Consider the following 26,439-nt stretch of genomic DNA (forward strand, 5'->3'; position numbering starts at 1 on the left):
GAGCGAGTAGTTCATCGATTTCCCGGTGGATCTCTGCCACCTCGGGGCTTGGAGCAAGACTTACCATTCGTATGGCGGGAGTTCGAAAACCGTCCTCATCCACTGCCATACTGACTTGGAAGGATGCCCCCTCAACTATCGAGTCAGGAAAGAGCGCCCTAGGAAATGACACTCGCGGTTCATTCTCTAGACTCGTAATGGCGCAAAGTACGGATCCAGCATCCGCCGTCAATATCACGCCGTCCGCAGAATGCCGCTGCTGAGCTGACTCGACTCTTTGGGCCGGCACTGGTTGAACATCCGTCAGAGAGATATACAAACCTGCATCACTGGGTCCCAACGAAGGGTCCGTACTACCTCCACGTTGAATTTCAAGAGGGGACGACACCTCTCTACGAGAGGCCAAACTTGTACCAACAATGCGAGGCCGCTTGATCGACCACACGGTAGTTGGGGCCTGAGGTGTTCGGTCACTAGTGAGTCCGGGCATGGCCATACTCCTGCATAAGTGACTCCTGCAACCCATCGATGAGCTTGTCCGCAGCATTTAACAGCGGGGCTCCCCATTTAAACGGGTTGACATGGAGAGTCGTGTTTTCCTCAAACATGTCGAGGTCAACGATCATGTTGTCCTCAGTGCGCAAACCAACCTTTGCACTCGTATGCTCAAAGTGCTTCCCAGCCTCATCGGCAGCATACGGTCCAAACTTTAGTTGATAACTGACGCCATTAGCCCCTGTTCCATCGACTATAAACCCCAAGTCAGTAGGTTCGCCAAGGTGTTTCGAAACGTGCGTCAATAGCGCCGCATCCATTTTCTCGAAGAAGCGCTTTGGAGATCTCTCGACATCAATCTTGCCAAGATAAACGAAACGTATTCCACATCGTGACATTCTGGTGATCGAGAGTTCCGTTAGGATCTCGTACATCAAACGCATCACTTTTTGTACTTGCTCGTCACGTTCCAGAGCGCGAAACTCAATCCCATCTGAGCGCTCGAAAGCGCACACCATGTATGTAGGAGAGAGTTGGAGGAGCGCATAGTCAGCTCCATCACCTACTGATCGCTCCCCCCAAAGCAAGCGATTTGCTTGCGCCTCTCTAAGCTCCCCGAAGAACTTTCCCTTGGAGTTGACATCGGGCACATCAGCCATCTTCTGAAGCAGATGGCCGACCTTATCAATGACCGCGAGACATGGCGAGGCGAAATCCATGCGAACGAGGAGCTTACAGATTGGCATACAGGCCCCGGTAAGAAACGTCAAATCCTATCATGCTGCGGCGCGATGTTGCTCACCGAAAGGTGGGGTAGCGCCCACAGAATTAGGCGAGAGCGGCCTCTTCCGTTGTGCCATCCGGCACCAATCCGGTGTCGCCCACGCTAGCCAGAAGTGCTACATCAGTGCTACACAGCTTTGCAACACCCGCCCGAGCCCTTGGCCAGTCTACCAGTGCCGCTCCAGTCCCCCCAATCCATCATCGGTGCAACGGAGATACGGCGAGGCGTTGAATTCATTGGAAAACGGCTTGAATGCTAGATCTACGGATGTTCCGACTATGTCCTGTTTCCGCTCATCTTTGCCGCAATATGCCCATTTGCGCACTATTGCACCGTCAAACCCAATGTTGCACTTAGCGCGCAAGCACATCACGCGGCGCGAGCGAAAGGACGAGAGTATAGGTTAGACCGCCCGGATCCGCCTGAACGCGGTTTGCAAGGTCACGTGATCGGCGTCTTCCCAGCTAATTCACCTGCCCCGCGTCAATGGCTCGCATTGCAGCGGCTTCGGCCAAGGCGATAGCGGCTTCCTGGGTCTGCGCCACACCGGCCTCTTCCTCGAACGAGGGCAGCGGGGCTTCGCCGAATGTGTCAGCAATGACGACCGTTGCCGTAAAACCCCCGTCGGCCGACGGTACCGCGCGGGCCACCACGGCATAGCCGCCATATTCGAACTGTCGCTCCATGTTGCCACTCCTCGACGCGGGACATGAACCCATCATAGATGGACACGTCCCCGCGCGAACAGGGTCGGGCGCATTTACTTCGTGGTGAACGACCAGTTCAGGTTAAGCGGCTTGCCAGCCAGTTGGCCACTGACCGTCACGTTGTATTTGCTCGCAGCGGCAAGCGGTGCGAGAGGCGTACAGACGGCAGCACCGGCCGCCGCGCCCGAGAGATCGGCGCTACGTGCATCTACCTTCAGGCAATTGATATTGTTGCCTTGCGCATCGGTCAGCACGAAGGTATCGGCATTGAACGTCTGGCTGCGATCGATGGCTTGCAGCGTGATGGGATAGCCGAGCGTCTGGTTCTGGTAGCCGGGCGCAGGATTGGGGCTTTCGTTGTTCACCCAGCTGGTCGGCACGTCGGCCTGGCCTGCGTAGGGATACGCCACCATCTGGGTGCCGGTGCCGGGCATGGTGGCATCGGCCAGATCGACGGTTTGATAGAACGATGCGGTGGCGCCCCCTGAGCCCGTGCCTTTCTCTTCGGCATAGCCCGCACCCGCGGACTTGTAGCTGCCCAGCAAAGTGGCGCGATGGAGCGGCGCATCGAACAGGTCGGACACCAGCGCGTCATTGGATGACAGGGTTAGCACGGCGTTGGGATCCGAGCTCCACTTTGTGGCGCCCCCAACGACTTCGGCCGTTGCGCCGGTTGGGTACAGCGCTTGCACGCGGACATTCGGAGAGGTGCCGGTGAAGCCGCGTGCGGCGGAATTCTCATCGTGGCCGAGCGTCTTGTTCCAGAGCATGTAGTTGCTGTGGTTCTGCGCCGCGACGCCGATCGCGTCCTGCGCCTCCAACGCCGGAAGTCCGACTTGCACGCGGCGGAAATTGGCATAGCACAGGCCTGCTGCCCTGGGTTCGCCCAGCAAGTGGTAGTTGGTGACGGCTGCGGCGCCGCGCACGGGCAGGACGCTCACGTCAGAAGTGCTGGTAGCAGGCGCGGCGTTGCCGGTCACGGTAAAGCAGGCGGTTACGGCAGTAGCGGGCACTGCCTGGCTGGTGCTGGCAGCAGTGGTAGCGGCGGCGGCACCGGCGTTCGCTGCATTGTTGGCGGCACCGGCGGGCGCCGCTGCGCTGGCACCACTGCCGCCACCCTCCCCACCGCCGCAAGCGGACAGCGCCAGGGTGGCGCAGGCCAGTACCAGAAGTGTCTTGGGAAAGTGAGCCTTTCCGGGCATCGTCGAGTTATTCGCTAGCATCAATCCGAGGGGTTCGTCCGGCGATCGCGGCCGGTGGTCAGGAATTCGGGCCTGGCATGCAACCTGCCAGCCGTGAAAATCCGGACGATGTTATTGGCGCGCGCGATCGGGCGTCCAGCCTGCGAACAAATGCTTACGTGTGACCTTTGCGCGGATAGAGCAGGCAACAGGCCCGCCTGAGGCCCGTGCGAATGCCCGGCTTTTCGCGCAACCTCGGGCCTCAACCCATTCTGAGCGCCGGCGGAAACACGCACCAGCACCCGTCATCGTGACGAAAGAAGAACATTGACAACTGGCCCGAGGGGCGCACCACGTCCACCCGGACGCAGCCACTTCGGCCAGCTCGCGAGCTACGCACGCGCGTGATGCGAGCGGGGGCTGCCCGGCTGGAACCTAGCCATTTGTCGATCAGCCCGCGCAGGGATATCTTGGCGGTTTGCATGTCAGTCTCCTTGGCTTGTCGTGATTAAGCGCGGGCACCGAAGTACGCGCCCTTCCATTCGGCTTCGAAAAATGTCCTGAACAGGGTGACGACGGTTTGCACGGCTGCCGACGGATGCTGCAGGCAGGCTTCCACTTGTTCGCTGCGGCTTTCGCCATGCAGGCACCATGTGCAGAAGTGCTCGCAATTGTTGGTGAGCAACCGGTAGTTGTCTTCCCCGAGACGGGAGCGGGCGCGCGCGACGGCTTCGAGGCCGACGTACCTGGCGCAGGGGTTGGCCCTCACGGTGATCGGATAGCCGGCGGCGAAGGCTTCGACCGTGGTTTCTTCCACCGGGCCACGGTGGAGCGACCCGGCGAAACCGGCATAGTGAACCACTTTGCCTTCGCCAATGTAGATGCCGTGGTGGGCATAGCCGCGGCGCAGCGTGACAAGGTGCGCGCCCATGGGCGGGTCGGCATCAATGGCCTTTTCTTGGAGTTGGTTTTGGTGGTTCATGGCTGCCTCTGATCTGTTTGCTTGCTGCAGGCATTGCCTGCTTCGTTGCCATTGCATCCGCATCAACCGTGCCAACCAACGTGGCCCCAGCTACGGCAAGGGATTGCGGGTGATGCAGCGTACCGGGAAGGGAAAAGCGTCGTAGGGAAACCAACAGCGTGTTGCCCAATGTGTTGGTGCCATGCAATCAAGCCGACATGAGGGCTTTTATCGCTCCTCGGGAGGACCGCATGCTGCAGGCCCCTCATCGATAGCAACAGGGACATTGCCGATGCGGGGGTGAAGGGGCGAGCAGCGAATCGCGTCCTGTCCTGCCTTCAAGACGGCAGGACAGGCAAACGGGCCACGGCCAAAGCGGTGGTTCGCGCCCACCACAAGGTGTGGGAATGTTGGCAATGCGCCAACGCTCCGGCACCCGGCGTAGCGCCCACGCTGCGCCGGAATTCCGCCCGCGGGGACGGAAAACCAAGTGGAATCAAGCAATTGCATCCCACGCGAGGCGGCGGGCTTGGCACTGGCACGCGCTTTGCTCTACAGAAGCATGGCGACAAGCCACGGACCGGAACACAGTCCCTACCCATCCCAAGCACCGGAGACCCATCATGGCGGCGCTCACCATCAAAGACCTCTTTACCAACCGCACGCTGGATGGCCAGGCAATGGCGGCCATCCGCGGCGGCGGTGCTCCCTGGGTATTCGGCTGGATCCAGCCCTATACGCCGCCCCGTGCAAGCGCTCTGCCAATCGTCAACTTTTACGAGATCAACAACAACTTCTATGCTGATCAGATGGTTAACCAGTTTCAGAACATTGACGTTCGCAATTCGGTGCCCGGCGCGAACATCAATGTACAAGCGGGACAAGGGGCAAGGAACGACGGACGGATGTAAGCTGGTAGCGCGCAGTTCGCGCAGCGGCACGCACAGTCCGGCCACGCACCGCCCGCCAAGCCGTTGCCTGTCCTTGTAACGGCTTGGCGCGATAGTGCCCTGCTCGTCCGCACACCGGAGAGGATCGTGACCTGTGCATCGCAATTCCGCTGGACTTCAGCCGCTCGTTCCGATGTCGGCCTGATACGGGAGCGTAATGAGGACGCCTGCCTCGCGCAACCGGACCGGGGACTGTGGGTCGTGGCCGACGGCATGGGCGGCCATGCGGTTGGCGACTATGCCAGCAACCTGGTGGTGGAGACGCTGGCCCGCCTGGGCGTGCCGCCCAGCCTGGAGAGCTTGCTCGACGATGCGCGCGCAGCCTTGCAGGAAGTCAATCGCGAACTGCTGGCGGAGGCGGCGCGCCGGCAGGTGCGGCGCATTGGCAGCACAGTGGTGGTACTGATGGCCTGCGAGCGCTTCTGCGGCTGCCTGTGGGCAGGCGACAGCCGTATCTACCTGTACCGGGACGCACACCTGACGCAGCTCACCCGCGACCACAGCCGCGTGGAAGAACTCAAGGCCCGCGGCCTGATCACGGCGGAAGAAGCCATTCATCATCCGGCCCATAACACCATCACCCGCGCCGTGGGCGCGAATACCACCCTTGAACTGGACCAGGCCTGGGTGGAGGTAGCGGACGCCGATATCTTCCTGCTCTGCAGCGACGGGCTCAGCAATGAACTGCGGGATCCGGAGATCGCCAGCGTACTGGCATGCGGCGATTGCGAACTGGCAGCCCAGGCGTTGCTGGCCGCGGCGCTGGGCCGCGGCGGCCACGACAATATCACGGCCGTGGTGGCGCGGGCGGAAGATCTCTACGGCTCCGACAAGACCATGGTGAACCCCGCGCTGTAATGACTGCGACGGTGCGAAGCGTGGCGGACAAAAAGCCCTTTATCGCACCTTCCCGCCCTGCGCCGCTGCCTGATTACGGAAATCCTTCGAATGGATGCCGTGTTTCTTCAGCAGCATCTGCAGGTGCGAGCGATTCATATCGAAACGCCTGGCCAGCTCCGCCACGGTGCCGCCCACCTCCTGCAAGCCACGTTCGAGGAAGGCGCGCTCGGCTTCATCGCTGGCGGCCCGCTTGGCTTCACTGAGCGAGGTAGCCGTCGACGCATCCACGACCACCGGCACGGAGCCGTTTGCGACCAGCGCCGGGGCCGATGGCTTGGGCCGGAGATCCTGCGGAAGATGCTCGAGATCGGCCGTATCGCCGGCAAGACACGAGATCCGGTACATCAGGTTGCGCAGCTCGCGGATATTGCCCGGATAGGCGTAGTTCATCAGGAAGTCGCGCAGGCGCGGCGTCAGCTTGATGGGGCGGCGCTTCAATGCGCCGGCGGCCTCGTCGCCGAAATATGCCACCAGCAAGGCGATCTCGTCACGGCGCTCGCGCAGCGGTGGCAGCGTGACGTGAATCACGCTGAGCCGGTAGAACAGGTCTTCGCGGAACTTGCCCTCCTCGCTCAGGCGCCGCAGGTCCCGGTTGGTTGCCGCCACGATACGCGCATCGACTGAAATGGTCTCGTCGGAGCCAACCCGCTGGATCTCGTGCGACTCCAGCACGCGCAGCAACTTGACCTGCCCGGTCAGCGGCAGCTCGCCGATCTCGTCGAGGAAAATGGTCCCCGTATGCGCGCTCTCGAACTTGCCCCGGCGATCGTTGGACGCCCCAGTGAAGGCACCCTTCTTGTGGCCGAACAGCTCGGACTCGATCAGGTTCTCCGGAATCGCCCCGCAGTTCACCGAGATATAGGGCTTGTCCGTTCTCGATCCGTTGGCATGGATCACCTTGGCCATCAGCTCCTTGCCGGTACCGCTCTCGCCATCGATTAGCACCGGCAGGTCGGTCGGCGCGGCCTTCTCGGCAATTTCCAGCGCTTCCAGCAGCTTTGGATTGTCGCCGAACGTGCCCTCGAAGATAAAGCTGCGCTCGAGCAGCGCCTGCCGGCGCTCCCGAGGCGCGAGATCCGCCGGAACGGGCTCGGCCACCGCCGCCTGCACAAAGCGCTCCTTGTGCGACAGTTGCATCACCTCGTCGCGCAGCGTAGTGGCTTGCTTGAGCAGCTTCTCGATCTCCGTGCGTTCGAGCTTGGAAGCCCAGCGCAACGTGGAGCGCAGGATCTCGATCTTCTCGATCAGCCCGGCATAGGAGATGGCGGACCCGACCGATCCGCCCTGGTTGAACAACTTCATATCGCGCTCCCCCTGCGTTGCATTGCGCCATGGATGTCCCGGCGCGTGCGCGCGCTCAAGCCGCGCTCAACTGCTTCTGCACCAACTGGTAGTACATGCCCTTGCGCTCCAGCAGTTCCTCATGCCGCCCCTGCTCAACGATGGCCCCCTCGTACAGCACCAGGATTTTGTCCGCGCGCATGATGGTGCTCAGGCGGTGCGCGATGATCACGGCCGTGCGGCCATGCAGGATCTCCTGCATATTGCCAAGGATGTTGCTCTCCGACTGTGTATCCAGCGCAGAAGTCGCCTCATCGAAAACCAGCAGGCGAGGATCATGATAGAGCGCGCGCGCAATGCAAAGCCGCTGGATCTGCCCACCGGACAGGCCCACGCCGCGTTCCCCCACCACCTGTTCATACCCGAGCGGCAGCTTGCTGATGAAGGCATGGGCATCGGCCATCTTGGCGACTTCCTCGATATGGCGGCGGTCCGGGCTGTCGTCGCCGCAGGCGATGTTCTCGGCGATGGTGCCCGAGAACAGCAGGTTGCTCTGCATTACATAGCCGATCTGCGCGCGGTAATACTCCTTGTCGATCACGCCGATATCGTAGCCATCCACGGTCAGCTTGCCGTCGGTCGGCACATAGAAACCCACCAGCATCTTGGCCAGCGTGGTCTTGCCCGATCCGCTGCGCCCAACGATGGCCAGCAACTCGCCAGGCTTGATGCTGAAGCTGATGTTCTCAAGTACGTAAGGCGTCTCCGCGCCGCCGTAGCGGAAATAGATGCCGTCCAGATTGATCTCGCCCTGCAGGTCCGGGAGCATCACGCGCGAAGGCAGGTCTTCGGGCTTCTGCTCCGGCTCCAGGTCCAGCACATCGCCCAACCGCTCCATCGCGACGCCCGCATCGTTGAGCTGGCCCCACAGCGCTACCAGGCCCATCAACGGCGCCAGTACGCTCCCCATGAAGGCATTGAAGGCAATGAGCTGGCCGACCGTCAGTTCACGCTGCAGCACGAGGTTGGCGCCCACCCAAAGCACGGCGATGGTGGTTGCGGCATTGAGCAGCTGGCTGGCCAGCCCCACCAGGATGTGGAAGGCCTGCGCCTTGTATTGCAATTCCAGCGCCTTGGCATACTTCTTCTCCCACTTCAGCCGCACTGGCCGCTCGATGCCCATGCCCTTGACCGTCTCCACGCCGCCCAGCGTCTCCATCAGGTAGGACCTGGCCTCCGTCGAGGTGTTGAACACCTCGCGCGCGTACGCTTTGACCTTGGGCGTGGCCACAACCGTCAGGGCGGCAATGGGAATCACGAACGCGATCAGCACCAGCGTCATCTTGACGTTGTAGAGAAACATGATGGTGAAGTAGATGAACACCATCAGCAGGTTGAGTGCCGTCGTCACCGTCGACTCGGTCAGGAAGGCGCGGATGGTCTGGTTCTCCTGAAAGCGCGCAAAGATATCGCCCGTCTTGCGTTTGGCGAAGAAAGAGAACGGCAGCGACAAGGTGTGCTTGAAGAAGTGCGACATCATGGCGAAGTCCATATTGCGCACCATGAAATTGGCCAGGTATGCCCGCACCGTGCTCATGAACTGCGAGAAGACATTGGAGATGATCAATCCCAGGATCAGCAGGTTCAGCAGTCCGACGTTCTGGTGTACCACCACGCCATCCAGGATGTTCTGGATGATCAGGGGCGGCACCACCCCGAGCACCTGGATCACAAAGGTCGCCAGGAACAAGTGCGCAAGAATCCGTTTGTATGGAGCCAGGTAGCCGATGAAACGCAGCCAGGGCGAGCGCGCCACCGCCAGTTGCGCCATGCTTTCGCCGGCGGTGAAGAGCAGGCAGGTGCCGCTCCACCCGCGCTCGAACTCTTCGACGGGCATCTTGCGAAAACCGAGGGCCGGGTCGGCCACCCATACCCAGCGTTTCGATACGCCGTAGACCACCACGTAGTGATAGCCCTCCCAGTGGATGATGAACGGCAGCTCGAAGCCCAGCAGGGAATCGTGCGTGCACTGTACCCCCCGCGTGGTAAAGCCGAGCGATTCGCCGGCGCGGGCCAGGCTGTCCAGCGTGGCGCCCTGCGTGGTCACATTGGCCAGCTCGCGCAGTTTGCCCAGCGTCATGGCAATGCCATGATGGCGGCAGATCATTGCCAGGCAAGCAGCGCCGCAATCCATCTCCTCGGCCTGCTCCACCAGCGCGAAACGGCGGATCACCCGTTCGCCGAACTCCGGCTTCGAGCGCAAGTCGAGCATGACCGGATGCTTGCGCCGCTCTGCCAGCTTCTTTTGCCGGTGCAGTTCCCGGTCGATAAAACGAATGCGTTCTTCCAGCACTTCACGCAACTTCGGGTTGCGTTCCAGGATCAGCTGCACGGTCTTTTCCGGGATGACCAGCAGCCTGACATCCGTGCCGGCGATGGCAGAGGCGATCTGCTCCTGGCGCATCACGCAGGCGCGCTCGCCGAAGATGTCTCCCTGGCGCAAGGTCGCCAGCGGATACTCGACGCCATCCTCATTGCGCACGATGCGCACCTCGCCCTGGCGCACCACGTACAGGCGGCGGTCCTCCCTGGAGTCCTGCTTCAGGATCTCCTTGCCCTCGGACACGCGCTTGACGCCCACGCTGCGCACGGCCTCTTCGAGTTCGCTCTTGTCGAGCTTTCCGCGCAGGTCGAACAGGCGCGCGACGAAGCCGCCGGCCGAACTGATCGCGACATAGCTGGCGACAAAAGCCATTGCCGCCGGATTCTGCGCGATCATGGGCTCGGTCACGCTGCGCGGGATAAACAGCAGCTCGGTCTTGCCGGAAGACCGCACCGAGGATTCGTGCCGGTATTCCCGCAGCATGGCGATATCGGCAAAGACCTCGCGTGCCTTGCGCACGCCCAGGCTGACCTCCTTGCCATTTTCCTCGTTGAAGATACGCACCGAGCCCGCCTTGATGACGAAGAGCCCGTCGGCCGGATCGCCGGCATTGCAGACCGTCTCGCCGAAGCCAAAGGAAAGCGATTGCGCATGCTCCGCCAGCCGCTCCATCTCCTCGCGCGAGAACGGCGAGAGTATTTCCACGCCCGACAGGAAATCGGCGAGCGGCTGCAGTTCGGGGCTGGCTTCCATATGCTTCTCGGCCTTCGCGGTTAGCGCGCTTCGATGACGTGTTCCTGCGCCCTGGCCATCAGCCAGTCCTCACGCAGGAGCCGGCGCACCTCCGCCGCCACTTCCGCATCCAGCACCGCGGGATGCTTGGCGCTCACCATGAAGATCTCGAAGAAGGCGCGGTCGTGGGAGGGAAAGGGGCCTAGCAGGTCGCCGGTGGCGGCATTGAACACCTTGGCTTCGATGTCGGTCTTCAGCGATCCGCGCAGTACCTTGCCAATCGCGCCGCCTTGCTCCTTCGTATCTGCCAGGGAATGCTCGCGCGCCATCTCGGCAAAGCTGTCGGGGTCGTCCTGCAGGTAGGAGATCAGTTCCTTGGCCTTGCCTTCGGCGTCTACCACGATATGGCTGACCTCGATGCTGTCGAACTTCGGGGAATGCAGCTTGAAGTATGCGTCGACGGCTTTTTCGTTGGCTACCTCGGCCAGCATCTTCTCCTGGTAAAGGCTGTCGGTAATAAACGCCTCGAACTCGTCGAGGCTAACGCCAAGCACATCGAGGTAATGGTTCATTTCCGTCGCGCGGTGCAGGCCCTGCACGCGCCGGAACTGGTCGGCGCGTTCCTGGATCTCCTCCGGCGACACGGTGAGGCCCTGCTTCTTCGCCGCGTGCACCGTCAGCTTGTCCCTGACGATCTGCTCGATCAGCGCTTCGAATTGTCCCGTGAGCTTCAGGACCCGGATGAATTCCTCGACGCCGATGACTTCGTCGTCGACCCGCACAATCGCTGTCATCTCGTCAGCTCCTTGATTCTTGCCACACGCCACGCACTTCTGCCCGAGGACGCGGGCCGATGCGCACCCTTTCACCCGGCAACCTGCCGGAACGGATCCAGCCCGAGGTCGATCAGCCGCCGCTCGCGCACCACGATCTCCGCCGTGGCTGTCATGCCATAGCGCAGCGGATACTTGTTATCGGCCACCGAGTAATAGTCTTGCGCCAACCTGACGCGCCCCTCGTACATCGGCTGCTTGTTCGGGCCGGCCAGCTTGGTCGCCGGCGAGATGTATTCCAGCGTGCCGTTGATCAAGCCGTAGCGCTGGTAGGGAAAGGCGTTGAACTTCAGCTTGACGGGCAGGCCCTCGCGCAGGAAGGCGCGGTCGCGTTCGGCAATGACGATCTTGAGCACCGGACGCGCGTCCTTGGGGGCAATGCCACCCAATGGCGTATTGGCCTGGACCTTGTCGCCGCGCTGCGTGGAGGTGACATCCGTGATCACACCGGCCACCGGGGCCAGGATCAGCAGGAAGTTGTCCTTGTCGATGTTCTCGAAGCGGATGCGCGCCGCCGCTTCGGCCACCAGCCGCGCGGTCTGGACCTGCAGGCGCAGCTTGTCTTCCGTATTGGCGATCTCGCGCAGCGCGGCGTCGTACTGGATACGCAGGTTGGTCAGTTCCTGGCTGCTGCCTTCCAGTTGCACCGTGGCCTGGTTGAACTCCTGGCTCAGCTTGGAATCCAGTTCGGCCAGCCGCGACTGGGCAATCTGCAGCGCGTTCTCCGCTTCGACGGCAGCGATCCGCTTGGACTCCACCTGCGACTGCGAAACGCCGCCACCGCCGGGCAGTGCGAACAGACGCGCATACCTGTCTTGCTCCTGCCGCGCGAATTCGCGGGTACGGCGCGCGCTGTCGAGGTTACTGCGCGCCTGCTGCAATTGCGCCCGTTGCTGTTCCGCGAGCCGGGTGGTGCCTTCTGCCGTGCGGTTCTCATGCAGCCGTTCCGCCACATCGATCTGCTGCTTCAACGCCGCTGCCTTGCGCTCCATCAGCAGTTTCCTGTCGGGAAACTGCTTCCACTCGCGTTCGGAATCCTGCAGCTTGAGCTGCGCCTCCAGCGCATTGGTGGCAGCCTCGATCGCGCCGCGCGCATTCAGCCGCGCCAGCACGTCGTCCTTGGACACCGGCTGGCCTTCGGCCACATAGAGATCCGCGAGCTCGCCGTCGACCGGCGCATAGAACCGCCGCACTTCCGATTCGGGCGCCAGGGTACCGTCCGCGGACACGATCACATCGGCGTGCCCGACGAACGACCACACCAGCGCGCAAACGACCAGCGCCACCATGACCAGCACGGAGATCTGCATCATCTTCCACGGCTCCGCGCTCAGGATCGCGATGCCTTCGGCGCTGTGATCCTCAAGTGCCTCTGACAGCGGCTTAAGGCGATTGTCTCGGCTATCGTCCCTCATCGCCCTCCCCCCCAATCAATGCAAGCTTGGCCTTGAGCAAGGCCGGATTCAACACCATGCGCAGTTCCTGCAGGGAACGCCGCTGCAACTCCGTTTCCGAATTGATATCCTCCTGGAGTTGACTCCACTGCGCCGTATCGCCGACCTTCAGTTGCGTGTAGATGCGCATGCCTTGCCGCGCTTGCGCGCTGGCATTGGACAACAGGCGCGCCTGCGTGCGGAATTTGCCCGAGATTTCGGATTCCAGCCGCTGCTCGCCGCCGATCGCCCCGTCGCGGCGATACTGCCGCCACGATGCCAGCGCACCGTTCATCAGTTCCTGCGCGCGCCTGATCGCCGCATCGTGTATCGCTGCCACATCGGGCTCGATCGCCTTGACGAAGTAGGTGTCCTCTGCGGGATCGAGCATGGCGTAGAACGACAGCAAGGACTCCTCGTAGCCCTTGCCCCCACGCGCCTTCTTCAATTCGGCGAACTGCGTGGCGACGGCCTGCTTGCGCGCGAGATCCCTGGCCGCGGCCTCGGCCCATGGCCCTGTCTTTATCTGTTGCAGCCCCGCGAAGGCCTTGTTGCTGTCTCCCGCGCGCCAGGCCTTGTCCACCTCGCCGTATTGCCGCACCAGTTCCGGCGTCGGCAGGCGGCTGGCCGCCAGAACGCTGAAGCGGGCCTGGAAAGGCGGCGCGGAGAAGCGGGCCTTGGCCATTTGCGCCATCAGCGGACCCAGTTTCATCGCGCGCGCCGCGCTGTCCAGTTCCAGGTATTGCTTAAGATCGTCCTTTAGGCGATCCATGCCGGCGAGCCTCGGGTATTTCTCGGCGTAATCGGCGAGCACGGCCTGCAGGGCTTCGGGGTGATCGCTTGCCAGGCCGGTGGCGAGCGATGCGTTCAGGCGGTCGATAGCTGCCAGGTAGACAGAATCATCGCTTTGCAGCTTGCGCAAGTAGCTGAGCGCATCGGCATAGGGCTCCTTGAACTGCGGCACATAAGCGGCGATGCGGTCGAGTGCGCGCTGGTGCGCCGGCGTGTCGTCGTTCCAGTGCTTGAGCAAGGCGCGGATGCTGGCCTCATCGGCATACATGCGGATAGGCGCGTCCACGCCGCCACGGCCGGCCACGAAACGGTTCAGCCGTCCGATCCAGGCAAGTTCTTCGAGCAACCCGAGTGCGTCCGCGTTGTGCGCGCCGAGTGTCTTCATACGCGCCAGCGCCGCGTCCGCGCCGTTGAAATCGCGCGCCTGCAGCTTGCCGATCCATGCCGGCACCTCCGCCCGCAACAACGCTTCCGTCCCCATCGCCTGGAACCGTACCTTGTCCGGGTGCCGTTTGAGGTACGCATCGGCCACCGCCGCCGCGCGGGGATAGTCGCCGCTAGCCATCAAGTCCGTCATCTCGCGCTCGGGCGCGCCGCGGAAATACAGGAAGAGCAGCAGCGCCACGACCGCCGCGGCCAGGATACCGCCCCACCGTGCTGCGCGCTTCAGTCCAGCGCGCTCAGCGGTACCGAAGCTGCTGCCGAGTTTGCCCATGACCAGGGCGAACTTGCCTTGCGCACGCGGCTTGTCCGCCCCGCCCGCTTCACCCTCGGGCTGGGGCAGGGCCTCCTGGTTGACCTCGTCCTCTTGCTGCGCGGCATAGTCGACGCAGAAGATCTCCAGGAACGAACCAGCCGCGCCGACGAAGGTGGTCTTGTCTGGATCGTGGGCCGGCTCGGCCACGGCTGCGGCGGCAGCCACTGGAACGGGCGGCGCCAACGTCGGCGCCACTTCTGGCGCGCTCTGCGCAGGCGCGCCGGTGCCTTGGGGGGGCGGCAGGTTCGAGCTGGTGACGGTCGCATCCGTGGCCGCATCGTTCCGTATGCCGACCCGATAGACGAAATGATTGCCGCCAAAGGCAACGAGGTCTCTCTCACCAAGGGGAACCGCGTGTTCCTCCACGCGCTTGCCGTTGACGAAGGTGCCGTTGGTGCTGCCCAGATCCTCGATGAAAGGCTGTCCACCCTTCAGGAAAATGTGCGCGTGACGGCGCGAGACATAGTTGACCTGGTGAGGATAGACCTCCTTGTAGCGGGAGAAGGTCTCGTCGGCCTTGCTGACCAGGAAAGGAAATCCGGCCAGCTCGACCGGCTGCAGGCCCAGATCGTCGCGCTCGGGGGTGAGCGTCAGCACGACCGATATCGGCTCAGGTGCCTGTACCGGCGTGCGCGAAGCCAGACGCACCCGATAGCACAGCGCCGCTCCGAAGCGCACCTCGTCGCCATCGCGCAATCTCGCCGGCTGCAGTACCACGGTCTCGCCGTTCACCGTGGTGCCGTTCTTGCTGCCCAGGTCCGCGATGTAGGCCGCGCCGTGCTCGGAGAAGATGCGCGCATGACGGCGTGAGAGTGCGGCCGCCACATCGGGAGGATATGCGGCGAATGGCGCCTCCGCGCGGCCCACGGCGAACAGGCTCTCGTCGATGCGGATCTCGCCCAACTCGGGGTGCGAGATGGGGACAAGCACGATATCGAACGCCTGCCCCACCTTTGCCCGTATCTCGACAATCAGAGCTTCGTCTGGAGCCATGTTTCGATACCACCAACAGCGCGAGCCGCGGCGCGTGCGCCGGCGGCAAGCCATTTTCCATGGCGGCGGCGCGGGGCCGTACCGGCCCGCTCCGCCGGGAACGTGTTGACTAAGGACATAGTAGGCCACGCTTGCCGGTAGTCAAACGTCCACCGGCGGCGTATTGCGGGCCTGGCGCCGGATTTGCCGGGATCGTCCAGTCTTGATACATGCATTGCCGCGGGGTCTATTTCGCCACCTGTCGCGGCGCGTCCTTTCCCGCATTACTCACTTCGACGCTTGGCCACCCTCCGCCAAGTGCCTTGTACAGGGTGACAGTGTCGGCCAGGATTTGTTGGTGATTCGCCAACAACTCGAGTTGCGCGCTGAGCAGTGATCGCTCGGTCTCGAATACTTCAAGCTGGGACACAACGCCTTCCTTGAGCTGAGCCTCGATCTGCGCCGACACGACGCGCAGTTGCTCCACCTGCTGCTGCAACTCCACCCGTTGCTTCTTGTGCGCATCGACGTTGACCAGTGCGTTCTCCACCTCCTCGAATGCAGTGATCACCGTGCGGCCGTACTCGTTCTCGGCCACCTTGGTCTGCGCCTCGGTGGTCTTCACATGCGCACGCACGTTCGGATCCAGCATGGGCAGGTTGATGCTCGGCATCAGGCCGAATGTGAAGGACTTCAGCAGATCCGACAAGGCGAAGCTTGCGGTGCCGCCGCGACCGGTCAGGCTGACGGTGGGCAACTGCGCCAGCCGCGCCTGGCCGACCAGGTTGTATGACTCAAGCACGCGGTACTCCGCCGCCACGATATCCGGGCGCCGCGAGAGCAACTGCGACGGTAGCCCGGCCGGCACCGCGGGCAACTGCACGCGCTCTTGCAAGCGCCCCGCGGGTACCTTGAAAACGCCCGCCGGCACGCCGACCAGCGTGCCAAGTGCGTTCTCCGAGATATCGCGCGAGCGGCGCAGTTCCAGCAGGTTCTTGGTCAGCCGGTTGATTTCCGCCTGTTGCTGCATCACCCGGATCTTGGGGACCAGGCCGTTCTGGAACATCGCCTGGTAGGTGGCAAGGATCTGCTTGTTCTTGGCCAGTGACCTGGACTGCTGATCGATCTGTTCGTCGAACTGCAGGATCTGGAAATAGGTAGTGGACACGTCCGAGACCAGGGTGAGGTAGCCGGCTCGCCAATCTGCTTCGGACGCATTGTATTCGGCGGTCTGGGCTTGCACGCCCTTCTCGACCTTGCCCCAGATGTCGATATCCCAGTTGACCTGGGTGCCCAGGTTGTACGTCTTGACCAGGTTCTGCCCTGTGGTCTTCTCGAAGCTTGCACCGGCGCCGACATCAAAGACCGGCAGCGCGCCGGCCCTCACCTCGGCAATCTGCGCGCCAGCCACCTTGATTCGCGCGGCCAGCACCTTGATGTCGTAGTTGCCTGCGATAGCCTTGTCGACCAGTTCGTCCAGATAGGGATCCCGGAAGGCCTGCCACCAGTTCGGCACGATGGTGTCCGACGCCGAGACGGTGATCGAACCCTGGCGCGCCCAGTCGGGCTTGGCCGGTGTTACCGGGCGCTCGTACACAGGGGGACGAAAATCGGCACAGCCGGCCAGCGCCAGCAGGCACGCGCCTGCCATCAGGCATCGCTTTGCAGCGGTGCGTGATCGATGCACACGGAACGGGGTGGAAAGGTCGGGCACGATCGCCTCCTGCGGGCGCAAGCGAACCGAAAAGGACTAGGCGGGCAACAGGCCCCGTTCGTCACGTCGCCGGCGCCAGCTGCGCCTGGTCGGTCACGGCCCGGATGCAAGCAGGCCTCGCCATGCTTCATTGTGTATCCGCCGGCGGCGCTATCCAACCTGTAATTGGAGGCTGGCTGCCATGAAGGCGGCAAGAGAGGGCCGCCCTGCCCGACAATCCGGGAGGGCGGCGGTGGCGTCAACGATAGATGTTGTTGTTCGCGTTCTGCGTCGAGCTCACGTGCGACTTGATGTCCGCGGCGAAGGCCGTGTTGTTGCCGTTCATGTTGACGACATTCTGCGTCTGGCCGATCAGTTGCTCGGCATTGAAGGTCGAGTCGATCTTCACGGCGCTGAAGACGGGCAGGAAGGGCACGAAGCCGCCGCGCACGGCGCGCATGGCGCCAGCGTCGAGTTCTTCGGTGACGGACAGGTCTTTGATGGTCAGGGTGGTGGTCATGACAGTTCTCCGGGTATTCAGTAAATTTGCGAATTCAGCTTGCGCAGTGGGCAGGGCCCGCGGCTTAGCGATAGATGTTGTTTTGGGCGTTCTGCGTCGAGTGGACATTCGACTTGATGTCGTCCGCGAAGGCCGTGTTGTTGCCGTTCATGTTGACGACGTTCTGCGTCTGGCCGATCAGTTGCGAAGCGTTGAAGGTCGAGTCGATCTTGACCGCGCTGAACACGGGCAGGAAGGGCACGAAGCCGCCGCGCACGGCGCGCATGGCGCCAGCGTCGAGTTCTTCGGTGACGGACAGGTCTTTGATGGTCAGAGTGGTAGTCATGACAGTTCTCCGGGTATTCGGTAATTTGCGAATTCAGATTGCGCAGTGGGCAGGGCCCGCGGCTTAGCGATAGATGTTGTTTTGGGCGTTCTGCGTCGAGTGGACGTTCGACTTGATGTCGTCCGCAAAGGCCGTGTTGTTGCCGTTCATGTTGACGACGTTCTGCGTCTGGCCGATCAGTTGCTCGGCGTTGAAGGTCGAGTCGATCTTGACCGCGCTGAACACGGGCAGGAAGGGCACGAAGCCGCCGCGCACGGCGCGCATGGCGCGGGCGTCGAGTTCTTCGGTGACGGACAGGTCCTTGATGGCGAGGGTGGTAGTCATGGCAGTTCTCCTTGGGAGCGATTGGGACTTGGGTTCGGTTGGTTTGAGCATTGTTTCTGCGCTCGGGAGGTACAAACGCATGGAGTGTGCCAAGGCCGGCCATGTCAGCGCGAATCGCCCGCAAACGCAGGTGGGGCTTGGGAGGAAATTTTTCGAGGCGGGGAAAATGGCGCCAACGCACGGTGCGCGGCGGCTTTGATCTGACGGGCGCATCCCAACACAACAGACACCATGTGTTCGCTCGTCAGCGACAGACGCCAGCGGGGCGCGGCGATCGCGCTCAAGCGTGACTGAGAAACAGGCGGAAGCGTGATGCGCGCGATACGTTCAGTACGCGCAATGCGATCGGGGGTGGAGCTTGCCCACGACGGAGGCACGCGCGCGGCGCGACCGCGATCCCGGCGGCGCGGTGCGTTCCGCGCCGTACCGGAACGCGATCACTTCACGTAGATCGTGATCTTCTTGGAATAGATCGGCGGGTTGTGCGGGATGTGCTTGTCATCGGCCATCAGCAACTGCAGGGTGTGCTTGCCCGGTGGCAGTTCGATCGTGGTCTCGGTCTCGCCGGCGCCGAAATGCACATGGTTGCGATCGTTAGGAATTTCCTTGTCCATCGGCGGCAAGTCCGTATCGATCAACAGATGGTGATGCCCCGTGTTGGGAAACTTCACGCCACGCGGCGCCACGCCCATGCTGCGCAGCCCGAACCACACTTTGATCGGCTTGCCCGCCGGCAGGACCTGGTTGTTGTTGGGGTAGCCGATGTACAGGTAGGCATTGGACGGCGCGGGCGTCGGACCCGCGATCGCGCTGCCCGGCATGACACCGTTCAGAAGCAGGCTGGCGGCGAGCGCGGCAGCAGATATGAGCTTACGCATGGACTCTCTCCCGTATCGTGCCGCCGGCCCGGCGGCCCGGGCCTTATCGAACGGTGATGGTGACCTTCTTGGAGTAGATCGGCGGATCGTGGGGCTTATGGTCCTTGTCGCCGAGCAGCAACTGCAAAGTGTGTTTGCCTGGCGGCAGCTCGATCCGCGCCTCGGTCTCGCCCGCGCCGAAGTGCACGTGGTTCCGGTCGTTCGGAATCTCCTTGTCCATCGGCGGCAGGTCAGTGTCGATCAGCAGGTGGTGGTGGCCGACATTAGGCATGTCGGTACCCTTGGGCGCGACCCCCATATTGCGCAGGCCCATGCGCACCCAGAATTTGCCGCCGTCGATCACGGCGCCATCGGGGGGCCAGATGATGTAGACCTCGGCATTGGGTGGGGATGTGGCGGACAACGAGATCGAGGGCAACGGCGCCAACAGAGACGCTGCCAGTGTGCCGAGCACGGTTCGCCTGTGCATACGATAGCCCTCCCGAACAACGGTCCGCACCGGAACATGCAAGGCAACACCTGTCTGGCAACGCGTGCGCCCGGCGCTGCTGCAAAGCAACGGACCCAGGCAATTCGCGTGACCTCGAAAGCGCGGTGGATTCTTGCTCTTCGTCAGCGCTTTTGCATTTCGTCATTTAGCTTAGAACGGAAAACTGCAAAAAGATACTTGGTGCCGCGATCGCTGGCTGCAGGCAACGGTGAGCTTGCTGCGCCACCTTGCGTTGCGAAGCACCTCCGGATTCACAATCGCTGTGCTATGGTTGATTGAGCGAGTCCAGTGCCGCCCGCGCTGCATCGCGTCGGCGCCAGGGACGAGGCGGACCGGCAGGGTGATGGCCGGGCATCATCGCTCGCCGGTGGCGCGTGACGCCGCTTGCGCGTGGGACCGCCGATGCACTTCGGCGCCGTACGAACAAGGCCTGAATATGTGGCGAAAACTCCTTGTCATGTGCCTGTTCGCGTTGGCAGCGGCCGTGCGTGCCGAAGCCGGCATCGACACGCCAGCGTCCACCTCCGAAGCACGGCTCACGCCCGCTTCCGCCGGGAACGGCCAGGCCCGGCGTCTCGCCCTTGTCATCGGCAATGCCGCGTATGCGGACGAACCGCTTCCCAATGCCGCCAGCGACGCGCAAGCCATGGGCCAGACCCTGGCCGCGCTCGGCTTTGACGTCATGCTCCGCGAAAACCTGGACCGTGACGGCATGGCAAGCGCGCTTGCCGAATTCCGGCAACGGTTGCAAGCAGGCGGCGTCGGTCTGTTCTACTTCGCCGGGCACGGCATCGAGGTCGCGGACAACCCGGTGCTGATTCCCGTCGATGCGGGCAGCCGCACGCCCGCCCGCTTGCTCACGGCGGGCACCGAGCTTCGCGCCGTCCTGGCGAGCATGTCGGTGCCGCGCCCGGACATGCGCAACGTGCTGATCCTCGATACCTGCCTGGACAATCCGTACCGCGGCGGCACCCTCAAGCCACCAGCCGCGCCCGCCAACACCCTGATCGCCTATGCCACGGCCCCTGGCATCGCCGCGGCCGAAGGCGTCCGCCATGGCGTATTCACCGCCGCGCTGCTGCGTACGCTACGCAAGCCCGGACTCGATGCCGAGGCAGTCTTCCAGCAGGCGGGCGAGATCGTCAGCACGCAAACGGGGCTGCGGCAGCAGCCATGGATCTCGTCCTCGCTGCCCGCCCCGCTCCGGCTGGACGCGGACGCGGCACCCGCCATCGACAGCACCACCTATTCCGCCTATTCCGCCAGCTTGGACAGGAATCCGGCGATCCGGCAACGCGGGATCCTCCCGAAAGACAGCGACGAACAATACGAACTCACCTTCTGGGATTCCATCAAGAACAGCAATTTCCCCAGCGACTATGAGGCCTACCTGAAGGCGTATCCGAACGGCCGCTTCGCGCCGCTGGCACGAGCAAGGATCGAGCGGCTGCGTGCGGCGGGGGTAAAGGCCGAGCCGCCCGCCGACCGCGCCCGCACGGCGCCCGCCGCCTCCGGGCCAACCGCGGCACAGGGCACGGTCACGCCACCGCCGGCGCCAGCGCGCACGCAAACCGGAAAAGTGCAGCCGCCGCCAGCCGCTTCATCCGCCAGCGCGCCCGCCGCCCCGGCAAGTACGCCCTCGCCCGCTACGCAGCGCGCCGCCGCTTCCGGCGCGGTGACGGTCGACATAAAACCGGGTGAGATCAAGGACTGCCCGGCTTGCCCCGTGCTGCATAGCATCGCACCGGGCAGCTTCACCATGGGCAGCAATGGCGGCGACCCGACCGAAAAGCCGCCGCACCGCGTCACCATCGCGCAGCCCTTCGCGATCGGCAAGTACGAAGTCACCGTGGAGCAATGGGGTGCCTGCGCCGACACTGGCGCGTGCCCGCGTATCGCCACCGTCGCAAGCGCCCCCGGGACCGCGCCCATGCGCGATGTGAGCTGGGACGATGCCCAGCAATACCTCGCATGGCTGAACAAGACCACCGGCAAGCACTATCGCCTGCCGACCGAGGCCGAGTGGGAATACGCTGCCAGGGGCGGCACCTCGACGCTCTACTGGTGGGGCGACCAGATGCGCAAGGGAACGGCGAACTGCAAGGATTGCGGCGATCCGTGGAGCGCCGATTTGCCGGCCAACGTCGGCTCCTTTGCCGCCAATCCCTTTGGCCTGCACGACGTGAATGGCAGCGTGTGGGAATGGGTCGCCGACTGCTGGCACATTTCCTACAAGAACGCACCGGTTGACGGGCGTGCCTGGGACGAACCCGGGTGCAGCGTACGCGTGATCCGTGGCGGCTCCTGGTTGGAGGGCGCGAGCTATATGCTCTCCTCCACCCGATTCAAGTACAGCGCCAGCGTGCGCCAGTCGCAAAATGGCTTTCGTGTCGTGCGAGACATGAAGTAGCGGCTTCTGTGCCAGTCCCGTCGGGGCAAGCTGGTCGACTAGCGCGCCTTGGTGGATATCTGCACCACGTCGGCACCGATGTGGTCATCTCCATGCTTGGCGGCCATCGGCCCCAGCTGCCGTTCAAGCGCGCGCAGGTAATCCTGCCTGGACTCCACCTCCGGGCGTAACGCGTCGAACAACGGCGCTGGCGTGGTGAGCAGCACGATCAGCTCCGTGCCAAACGGCTTCGCGATCACCCAGTCGCCGAGGCTGCCGATGGTCGCGTGATAGCCGGCGGGAGCCTGGTTGGCCTTGGCGCGCTGGCTGGGCACCATGTGCACGACCTTGCCGTCCGCCATGTAGTAGTCGACATAGACGTAGGTGTCGTAGGACGGCGTCGTGATATCGACAATCAACGGTGTGCCCTCGGTCAGCTGAGCCCCTGACGCCCTGGTGCGGATCGTGGTGAGCGCTTCCCCGGCGCGGCGCCCCGACCAGTAGGGCCCTATCAGCTTGATCACATCGCACTTGTCGTCACCCAGCGGTTGCACGTCAAGGTTCAGTGTCTGCACGCCGGGAACCGCCTCCAGTTCCTCTTTCAAGCGCTTGATGCCGAAACGGTCCGCTACGTAGCCGCGCACCTGCAGCACATGCTCCTGCGCCGATGCCGAGAAAAGCGAGCAAGGCACGCGCGCCAGCACCGGCGCGACAGCCTGCATGGAGAGCGCGCGCTCCGCCTTGGCTTCCTGGCGCGATGGCGCTTGCGGCGGCGCGGGCTGGGCGGGTTGCGTTGCGACGGGCGCGGTAGCGGTCTGTGTCGGGGGCTGAGTCTGGCCGTCCGGCGGGTGACGCGAGCGCCATGCGTAGTAACCCACGCCGCCTGCCACCAGCACACCGGCCAGGGACGCAGCACCCAGCCTGGCCATCGGCATCCCGCCGCGGCGCTCGGTTCCCAGGTCGGCCAGGAAGCGTGCCACGGTGGGCGTGCGCGTCGCGCGATCGAAGGACAGCGCGGCGCGCAGCGCTCGCCACTGGCCGCGGCTCAGCGACTTCGCCCGCTGTGGCTTGAGGCCGGCACCGCGTGCCTGGTTGGCCGACAACCGCTCGTAAGGATGCCGGCCCGTCAGCAGTTCATAGGTCACGCAGGCCAGCGCGTAGATGTCATCGCGCGGGTCCGGCTCGCGATGCTCGAACATCTCGGGACTGGCATAGGCCGGTGTCATGCCGCCGAGCGTGCCGGGGTCGAACACGGTCGGGTCCGCATCGTCCGCCGGTTGCTGGAAGACCCGCGCGATGCCGAAATCGATCACCTTCACTTCGCCGCTATCCGTGAGGAACACGTTGGCAGGCTTGAAGTCGCAGTGGACAAAGCCACGCTCATGCGCATAGGAAAGCGCCCTGCCCATGCCGGTAATGATTGGCAGTGCCTTGGCGAAGGCCATGCCGGCGAAGTCAGGCGCGCGCAAGACGCGATTGAGCGACTTGCCCGACAGGTACTCCATGGTCAGGTAGACCACCGAACCATCGCGATCGAAATCATAGACCGTCACGATATTGCGGTGCGCCAGCGTCTGCGCCTTGCGCGCCTCGCGCTGCAGTGCGATCAGCGATTTCGGATGACCGCGGAACTGCACATTGAGGACCTTGATGGCGATATAGGGCTTGCGGTCGGAGGCCTCGAGCTTGCGCAGGTCCAGCGCCTTGTAGACCGTACCCATGCCACCCACGCCAAGGCATTCCTCCAGTACAAAGCGGCCATTCAGGGTGTCGCCCACCCCCTTGGACTGCTCCGCGCCGGCAATGGCCTGGTCGGCCGGCGGTACCGGCGCGGTCGAGGGCGTGGTGGGCGGGGAAGCCATGCCGGGAGCGCCGGTCTGGACGCGGGTTTCCTCGCCGCCATCCGCGAACTGCGTTGCCCCGCGGCGCTCAATGCGCTGCAGCACCTCTTCATAGACACCTGGCGGCAGCGGGAAGCGCGTGTTCTCCTCGCAAAGCATGTCCGCCAGCTGCGTCGCGCTGGCCTGGTCCACGGCCAAGGTGCTGTCAATGCGGGCAAGAAGCTCGTCGTGCGACAAACCACCGCTTTGGAAGGTACGTATCAGGTCTGGAATGCTAGGCATCGATGCAGCCGCGACGTAGTTGCGCGTAGTTGCGCCTTGAGCGTTCACTCGCCGCTCACCGGCGAGTACCTACCCACGATGGATACTAGTCCGCACTCATGCCAATCGCAAACCCCTCGTGCATTGCATCAACACCGGCAAGAGACGCCTGCCGCACGATAGACGGGTCCAGGCGGCTGCGTGTCGCGCATAGGCGAACACCCGGTGTTGTTGTGTTGGGATGCGCCCGTCAGATTCAGGCCGCCGCGCACCGTGCATTGGCGCCATTTTCCCCGCCTCGAAAAATTTCTTCCCAAGCCACGCCTACGTTTGCGGGCGATTCGCGATGACATCGCCCGCCTTGGCACACTCCATGCATTTGTACCTCCCGAGCGCAGAAACAATGCTCAAACCAACCGAACCCAAGTCCCAATCGCTCCCAAGGAGAACTGCCATGACTACCACCCTGACCATCAAGGACCTGTCCGTCACCGAAGAACTCGACGCCGGCGCCATGCGCGCCGTGCGCGGCGGCTTCCTGCCCTTCCTGCCCGTGTTCAGCACGGTCAAGGTCGACTCGACCTTCAACGCCTCGCAGCTGATCGGCCAGACGCAGAACGTCGTCAACATGAACGGCAACAACGCGGCCTTCGTCGACGACATCAAGTCCCATGTCCACTCGACACAGAACGCCCAAAACAACATCTATTGAGCCGCGGGCCACCGCCCAGGCTGAATTCGCAAACTACTGAATACCCGGAGAACTGCCATGACTACCACCCTCGCCATCAAGGACCTGTCCGTCACCGAAGAACTCGATGCCCGCGCCATGCGCGCCGTGCGCGGCGGCTTCGTGCCCTTCCTGCCCGTGTTCAGCGCCGTGAAGATCGACTCGACCTTCAACGCTTCGCAACTGATCGGCCAGACGCAGAACGTCACCAACATGAACGGCAACAACGCGGCCTTCGTCGACGACATCAAGTCCCATGTCCACTCGACGCAGAACGCCCAAAACAACATCTATCGTTGAACAGCCCGGCAGACGCGGAGGCGGCCTCGCCACCCCCGCTGCCAACCGGCCACTCAAGAACATTTCAAGTCATCCAATGAAGCCAAGGAGAACCACCATGCCATCCATCATCGTGCGCGACCTCGCCCTGACCCAAGAACTCGACAGCAAGTCCATGACCGCGGTGCGCGGCGGCAATTCCTGGCTGCAAGGACTGGGCCCGGTAGCCAACGTCAATGTCAACGTCAACCAGAACATCGCCCAGCTGCAAAGCATCAACGTGAACACGCTCAACAACGTCGGCGTGATCGGCTCCGGCTTCGGCCCGCTGAGCATCGACGTCAACCCGTCGCAATGGGCCGCCACCCACGCGAAGGTTTGAACGAAATGCGCCAGGCTCCGTGGAAACCCCTGCGGTTTCCACGGCCGTTGCGCATGCAAAGGCAGTGCCTCGGAGGTAAAACCCGTGGCCTATACTGATCTGGATGGGCTTGCCGCATCACCCGCACCCACCCGGCGAACGCTGGACAACCCCGCCTTCGCCATCAAGCAGGAGGAAGTCATGGCCGTCATCGTCATCAAGGATTTGCCAGACAGCGTGGATCTCGACAAGGAAGCCATGGTGGCAATCACAGGCGGCGCGAGAGTTCGCGCCGGTCATGCATGGACGCCGCGCAAGGCAGGGGGAGGCATGCGCGTCATCAGCTATCCGGGGGGCTTTCCAGGCCAGCCGCTGGCAGGTACGCAGGAGCGGCCGGCCGGGGACATCAAGCGCAAGTAAGCAGAATCAGAAGCGCAAGGCAGTGATATTCTGCCCTCCGCGCCCGCTGCCCTGTCGGCAGCGGGCGTCAGTGCTTTTTGGGGTGTGGCTGACGTTGATTCCTGTTGCTTGACGTCAAAGACTTCAAAGTCAGAGGCCTGAAGCCAAAGACGGTCAAAGGCGGTCCGCCCCTGCCGGTATCAGCGCGGTGCGTTGCGCTCGATCCAGGCTTCGAAGGTCGTCAGGTATTTGCCCAGGAAGCCGCGCGTGGATTCGTTGGCGATACCGCCTTGTTCGTCGAACAGTTTATCGACACCGCTGATATAGGCTTCCGGCTGCTGCAGCACGGGGATATTGAGGAAGACGAGCGACTGGCGCAGGTGGTGATTGGCGCCGAAGCCGCCGACGGCGCCCGGCGACGCGCTGATCACACCGCCTGGCTTGCCGTCCCAGGCACTCTTGCCGTAAGGGCGGGAGCCGACGTCAATGGCATTCTTGAGTGCCGCCGGCACCGAGCGGTTGTATTCCGGCGTCACGAACAGCACGGCATCGGCACGGCGGATGCGATCGCGAAAGACCACCCACGGCGCGGGCGGGCTGGCGTCTTCATCCTGGTTGTACAGCGGGAGCTGCCCGATCTCGATGATCTCGAGCTTGATACCTGCCGGCGCCATCGCGGTCAGCGCCAGCGCGAGCTTGCGATTGAAGGAGTCCTTGCGCAGGCTGCCTACCAGTACGGCTACGTCACGGGGAGTACTCATCGCGATTCCTTTCTCGTTCACTGCACT

At 63.2% G+C, this 26,439-nt stretch carries 24 protein-coding genes; 7 read left to right on the top strand and 17 right to left on the bottom strand.

Annotation, left to right across the window (positions count from 1 at the left end; all coding sequences use genetic code 11):
* Window positions 1–473: 473 nt before the first annotated feature.
* From ACZY0R_RS28760 to ACZY0R_RS28775, 4 genes are all read right to left on the bottom strand, one after another.
* Window positions 474–1,214, bottom strand: coding sequence for a hypothetical protein (locus tag ACZY0R_RS28760; protein ID WP_488863189.1), 741 nt, complete (start codon window positions 1,212–1,214; stop codon window positions 474–476).
* A 529-nt stretch (window positions 1,215–1,743) separates the two neighbouring features.
* Entirely contained in the window at window positions 1,744–1,965 is a 222-nt protein-coding gene (locus ACZY0R_RS28765; RefSeq protein WP_488863191.1) for a hypothetical protein, read from the bottom strand.
* A 74-nt stretch (window positions 1,966–2,039) separates the two neighbouring features.
* On the bottom strand, window positions 2,040–3,209 hold the full coding sequence (locus ACZY0R_RS28770) for a CAP domain-containing protein (protein WP_488863193.1): 1,170 nt from the start codon (window positions 3,207–3,209) through the stop codon (window positions 2,040–2,042).
* A gap of 466 nt (window positions 3,210–3,675) precedes the next feature.
* A complete protein-coding gene (locus ACZY0R_RS28775) occupies window positions 3,676–4,149 on the bottom strand; it encodes a lecithin retinol acyltransferase family protein (protein WP_488866237.1) in 474 nt (157 codons plus the stop codon).
* A 602-nt stretch (window positions 4,150–4,751) separates the two neighbouring features.
* On the opposite strand from ACZY0R_RS28775, the gene ACZY0R_RS28780 reads away from it, so the two are divergent.
* Together ACZY0R_RS28780 and ACZY0R_RS28785 are read left to right on the top strand one after the other, a co-directional pair.
* Window positions 4,752–5,039 carry a hypothetical protein gene (locus ACZY0R_RS28780; RefSeq protein WP_488863195.1) on the top strand — a complete coding sequence of 96 codons (288 nt, stop codon included), beginning with the start codon at window positions 4,752–4,754 and terminating at the stop codon, window positions 5,037–5,039.
* 126 nt (window positions 5,040–5,165) lie between these two features.
* Window positions 5,166–5,936, top strand: coding sequence for a PP2C family protein-serine/threonine phosphatase (locus ACZY0R_RS28785; protein ID WP_488863197.1), 771 nt, complete (start codon window positions 5,166–5,168; stop codon window positions 5,934–5,936).
* 39 nt (window positions 5,937–5,975) lie between these two features.
* Here the strand turns inward: ACZY0R_RS28785 and ACZY0R_RS28790 are convergent, their stop codons facing one another.
* From ACZY0R_RS28790 to ACZY0R_RS28840, 11 genes are all read right to left on the bottom strand, one after another.
* On the bottom strand, window positions 5,976–7,280 hold the full coding sequence (locus ACZY0R_RS28790; RefSeq protein ID WP_488863199.1) for a sigma-54 interaction domain-containing protein: 1,305 nt from the start codon (window positions 7,278–7,280) through the stop codon (window positions 5,976–5,978).
* A 55-nt stretch (window positions 7,281–7,335) separates the two neighbouring features.
* Window positions 7,336–10,395, bottom strand: coding sequence for a peptidase domain-containing ABC transporter (locus ACZY0R_RS28795; protein WP_488863201.1), 3,060 nt, complete (start codon window positions 10,393–10,395; stop codon window positions 7,336–7,338).
* Window positions 10,396–10,415: 20 nt separating this feature from the next.
* Window positions 10,416–11,168: a peptidylprolyl isomerase gene (locus ACZY0R_RS28800; protein ID WP_276286977.1), complete on the bottom strand. Its 753-nt coding sequence runs from the start codon at window positions 11,166–11,168 to the stop codon at window positions 10,416–10,418.
* Window positions 11,169–11,239: 71 nt separating this feature from the next.
* Entirely contained in the window at window positions 11,240–12,622 is a 1,383-nt protein-coding gene (locus tag ACZY0R_RS28805) for a beta-barrel domain-containing protein (RefSeq protein ID WP_045241181.1), read from the bottom strand.
* The gene (locus ACZY0R_RS28810) at window positions 12,609–15,182 is read right to left on the bottom strand and encodes an FHA domain-containing protein (RefSeq protein ID WP_488863204.1); all 2,574 of its coding nucleotides are present in this window, start codon (window positions 15,180–15,182) and stop codon (window positions 12,609–12,611) included. Before ACZY0R_RS28810 ends, ACZY0R_RS28805 begins: the two co-directional genes overlap by 14 nt.
* A gap of 226 nt (window positions 15,183–15,408) precedes the next feature.
* The gene (locus tag ACZY0R_RS28815) at window positions 15,409–16,812 is read right to left on the bottom strand and encodes an efflux transporter outer membrane subunit (RefSeq protein WP_082095183.1); all 1,404 of its coding nucleotides are present in this window, start codon (window positions 16,810–16,812) and stop codon (window positions 15,409–15,411) included.
* 301 nt (window positions 16,813–17,113) lie between these two features.
* Window positions 17,114–17,374: a hypothetical protein gene (locus tag ACZY0R_RS28820; protein WP_045241184.1), complete on the bottom strand. Its 261-nt coding sequence runs from the start codon at window positions 17,372–17,374 to the stop codon at window positions 17,114–17,116.
* A gap of 64 nt (window positions 17,375–17,438) precedes the next feature.
* Window positions 17,439–17,699, bottom strand: a complete 261-nt coding sequence (locus ACZY0R_RS28825; RefSeq protein WP_045241186.1) for a hypothetical protein — start codon at window positions 17,697–17,699, stop codon at window positions 17,439–17,441.
* 63 nt (window positions 17,700–17,762) lie between these two features.
* Window positions 17,763–18,023, bottom strand: a complete 261-nt coding sequence (locus ACZY0R_RS28830) for a hypothetical protein (RefSeq protein WP_488863207.1) — start codon at window positions 18,021–18,023, stop codon at window positions 17,763–17,765.
* A 437-nt stretch (window positions 18,024–18,460) separates the two neighbouring features.
* Window positions 18,461–18,901 carry a DUF4399 domain-containing protein gene (locus tag ACZY0R_RS28835; protein WP_045241188.1) on the bottom strand — a complete coding sequence of 147 codons (441 nt, stop codon included), beginning with the start codon at window positions 18,899–18,901 and terminating at the stop codon, window positions 18,461–18,463.
* 43 nt (window positions 18,902–18,944) lie between these two features.
* Window positions 18,945–19,370: a DUF4399 domain-containing protein gene (locus ACZY0R_RS28840; RefSeq protein WP_488863209.1), complete on the bottom strand. Its 426-nt coding sequence runs from the start codon at window positions 19,368–19,370 to the stop codon at window positions 18,945–18,947.
* A 457-nt stretch (window positions 19,371–19,827) separates the two neighbouring features.
* On the opposite strand from ACZY0R_RS28840, the gene ACZY0R_RS28845 reads away from it, so the two are divergent.
* Window positions 19,828–21,801, top strand: a complete 1,974-nt coding sequence (locus ACZY0R_RS28845) for an SUMF1/EgtB/PvdO family nonheme iron enzyme (RefSeq protein ID WP_488863211.1) — start codon at window positions 19,828–19,830, stop codon at window positions 21,799–21,801.
* Window positions 21,802–21,839: 38 nt separating this feature from the next.
* On the opposite strand, the gene ACZY0R_RS28850 is transcribed toward ACZY0R_RS28845, so the two are convergent.
* Window positions 21,840–23,903, bottom strand: a complete 2,064-nt coding sequence (locus ACZY0R_RS28850; protein ID WP_488863213.1) for a serine/threonine protein kinase — start codon at window positions 23,901–23,903, stop codon at window positions 21,840–21,842.
* 433 nt (window positions 23,904–24,336) lie between these two features.
* Between ACZY0R_RS28850 and ACZY0R_RS28855 the strand changes: the two genes are divergently transcribed.
* From ACZY0R_RS28855 to ACZY0R_RS28870, 4 genes are all read left to right on the top strand, one after another.
* Window positions 24,337–24,594 carry a hypothetical protein gene (locus ACZY0R_RS28855; RefSeq protein WP_045243135.1) on the top strand — a complete coding sequence of 86 codons (258 nt, stop codon included), beginning with the start codon at window positions 24,337–24,339 and terminating at the stop codon, window positions 24,592–24,594.
* 57 nt (window positions 24,595–24,651) lie between these two features.
* On the top strand, window positions 24,652–24,912 hold the full coding sequence (locus ACZY0R_RS28860; protein ID WP_447429814.1) for a hypothetical protein: 261 nt from the start codon (window positions 24,652–24,654) through the stop codon (window positions 24,910–24,912).
* A 97-nt stretch (window positions 24,913–25,009) separates the two neighbouring features.
* Window positions 25,010–25,273, top strand: a complete 264-nt coding sequence (locus ACZY0R_RS28865) for a hypothetical protein (protein WP_045241194.1) — start codon at window positions 25,010–25,012, stop codon at window positions 25,271–25,273.
* A gap of 84 nt (window positions 25,274–25,357) precedes the next feature.
* Entirely contained in the window at window positions 25,358–25,672 is a 315-nt protein-coding gene (locus ACZY0R_RS28870; RefSeq protein WP_488863215.1) for a hypothetical protein, read from the top strand.
* A 179-nt stretch (window positions 25,673–25,851) separates the two neighbouring features.
* On the opposite strand, the gene ACZY0R_RS28875 is transcribed toward ACZY0R_RS28870, so the two are convergent.
* Window positions 25,852–26,412 carry an NADPH-dependent FMN reductase gene (locus ACZY0R_RS28875; RefSeq protein ID WP_488863217.1) on the bottom strand — a complete coding sequence of 187 codons (561 nt, stop codon included), beginning with the start codon at window positions 26,410–26,412 and terminating at the stop codon, window positions 25,852–25,854.
* Window positions 26,413–26,439: the final 27 nt, after the last annotated feature.

The sequence above is a fragment of the Cupriavidus sp. F041 genome, assembly GCF_057814235.1.